The following is a 2,969-nucleotide window of genomic DNA, read 5'->3' as shown; positions in this document are numbered from 1 at the left end:
CCTTGTTATTCCTGTACTTGAAAAACTTTGTACATCTTGTGTGTCTAATATAAATGGCTTTTCTATATACTCTATCTCTGAATAATTTAATAAACTATTTATTTTTTCCTCTGAATCTGCAATTATTATTGCATAGTTGTACTCTAAAATTTCTACAGATATACCAATTTCATTTTCTAATCTTAATATGTCTCCATTATATTTAACTATTACTTCATAATCTATATTAATCACCCCCTCTTATTTTAATTGATCAAATATTCCTCTTATGTTTAATTCACCATAACCATAACTACTATTAGGATAAGTTATATTATTATCCCTTGTTGCACCCGCAGTAAGATATGTTCTTATTTTGGAGACAAATGCCTTATCCCTATACCTTACGTCTTCTAAAACATACTGCATAAAAAGAGCTACTGCACCTGACGCATAAGCTGCTGCTGGTGATGTCCCTGTTATTGTTGCATATGTATTTCCTGGATAAGGTGCTATTATATTAACTCCTGGTGCAACTATATCTGGTTTCGGTTCCCCTGTTATTGTTGGTCCTCTTGAAGATGTTGGCCATAAACTATTATTAATTGTGTCATATGCTCCTATACTTATAATATTCTCAAATGTAGAAGGATAGGTTGTTGTATATAAAGGATCAGTTTCTCTAAATTTAGTTCCTGATTTTAAAAATACTCTATTTTCTAGGTATGCGTGATATATTCCATTTGTTATATAATCTCCAATTAATCTTATTTTCCAAATACCCTTCTTTGCATTTTTTAGGCTTATTGAAATCTGTTGCTGACCTGAGAACAGTGATGGATATATATATATTATTGAATACTCAGTTCCCTCTATATCAAATAATCCTGTTATTACATTATAATTTGATACCTGTAAAACCTTACTACTTTCACCTGTTGGTGTTATTATTGCAACCTCTACTTTATCTGGCTTACTTATCCATACTTGTATGTTTAATATATCTTCATCTTGTGTTAATTCTACTTCAATGTCTTTTTGTTCACCTTTAAATCTGACTGTTCCTGATGTATGTGTTTGTGTATCTCCTTCATTTCCTATCGCTGATACATAACATACTCCTCTTGTGAAAAAAGCTCTTTCTGATAGACTTATAGGGTTAGTTTCAATAATTTGGCTGGTACCTAATGAAATATATACTACAACTGGTATTTTTTGTGCATATGCTTTTTCGTATAAATATTGAAGTGCTGGTAATAAAGTTCCACTATTGTAAAATCCATCTATTTTCTGTAACTTTACCACTATTAAATCTGCCTCTTCGGCCACTCCTGCATATTCTTTGTTTATATTTCCTAGCCCTGCACATATTCCACTTATCATTGTTCCATGTCCTTCTTCATCTTTTGATAAACTTGAATCCTTATTAGCAATTGCCTGATTCAAATCTTCTCTAGTATACTCCGTTCCAATAAAAAATCCTTCAGGTGGATTTCCTTCTTTTGTTTGGTCCCATAAGTATAGTATTTTTGATGTTCCATCAGGATATATAAAGTCTTCATGTAAGTAATCTATTCCCGTACTTGTTATCCCTATAGCTATACCTCTTCCTGTCACAGATATGTTAGGATTATTTTTAAAAAAGTTAGCACCTATATCTTCTGTTGCAACAACTCCTTGTGATATTCCTGGACTTATTTCTCCCAACAAAGCCATTCTTCTGCTGAAGTTTAATCTTAATATTGATGTTAAGTTTGCAATATTAGGCACATCCTCTAAATTATTTTCACTTATATATAATATTCCACCATTATAACTTATTTTATAATATCTATATGGTATCTTTAGTGTTTTAAGATCTTCCTCAAATCCAGGTCTATGAATTATATTAATTCCAACATTAAGATCTATTTGTCTATTATCATATGCTCTTATTTTGTGTTTTTTAGTTTTTTTTTTTGAATTTCTATAACCAATTATTTCTTGTTGATTTATTTGAGCCAAACTATCTAAATCAACATCTGCTAAATACAACAATCCATATCCCATTGAATTATTTGGATAATTCTCATTAGACTTCCTCTTTGCACCTTTTATTAAAACTGCCTTAAGCTTTTGTGAATATAAAAATAAATTATTTTTCTGTACTATTCCCCACTCCATAAGAAGTGCTACAACTCCTGTTACATGTGGCGCTGCCATACTAGTTCCACTTAATGCTCCAATATTTCCTCCTGGTAATACTGATACTATATCTTCTCCTGGTGCTAATATATCTGGCTTATATATTCCATTTTCTATATCACCTTCTCCTGAAAATATAGATACTGTATCCGTTCTTGAATTATAACTTCCAACAGTTATTACTTTACTTGCAGTTCCTGGAACTGTTACTGTTAATATCTTATCTGGTTTTAAAAACTTTGTATCTTTTGAAATTCCTTCTGAGGTTGGTAGGTATATATCTATATTTCCAGTAACTACATCTATAGGTTCAAATACCAGCTTCCATATTCCAGGACTTATTGATTTTGTAGAACTCATTTGTATCGTTACTCTTCTTATTAAAGAATATGGAGCTATTGGATAAAAATATCCTTTTATCCTAGTTGAACCTATAATATTTTTTATTTCTCCTGATGTTAATGAGATGGGTTGCGTTTGTACGTTAGATGGATTAACTAAATAAACACTAAAATTATCTACAAAGTCTGGCCATATATTTAGATTTAATAATTTTTCATTTTCACCTACTACAAATTCTACCTCTACTTTTTCATCTGTGTCTTTAATATTAATCCTTTTATGTCCACCTTTATCTGCATTATTTCCTGCTGCGACTACTATATTATTCTTCCAAAATGAACACATATCATTAATATATTGCTCAAATAAAGATAATTCTTTATTTGAGCCCTCGTTACTTCCATAACTTATGTTTATAGCTACCGGCATTTTTAATTCTAATGCTTTATCTAGTATGAATTTTA

Annotated in this window: 2 protein-coding genes; both read right to left on the bottom strand. The window is 30.5% G+C overall.

The features are described 5' to 3' along the window. A partial coding sequence (locus tag VLM92_RS01660; protein WP_325274617.1) for a hypothetical protein occupies nucleotides 1-234 on the bottom strand: 234 nt, incomplete at its 3' end. A gap of 6 nt (nucleotides 235-240) precedes the next feature. Beyond that, nucleotides 241-2,969, bottom strand: a 2,729-nt coding sequence (gene cspBA, locus VLM92_RS01655) for a bifunctional germination protease/germinant receptor pseudoprotease CspBA (protein WP_325274616.1), incomplete at its 5' end; no start/stop codon positions are given.

The organism is Romboutsia sp., assembly GCF_035470145.1.
In the GTDB taxonomy this organism is placed as follows: Bacteria; Bacillota; Clostridia; order Peptostreptococcales; family Peptostreptococcaceae; genus Romboutsia_D.
This window is presented reverse-complemented; position numbering and strand designations above follow the sequence as displayed.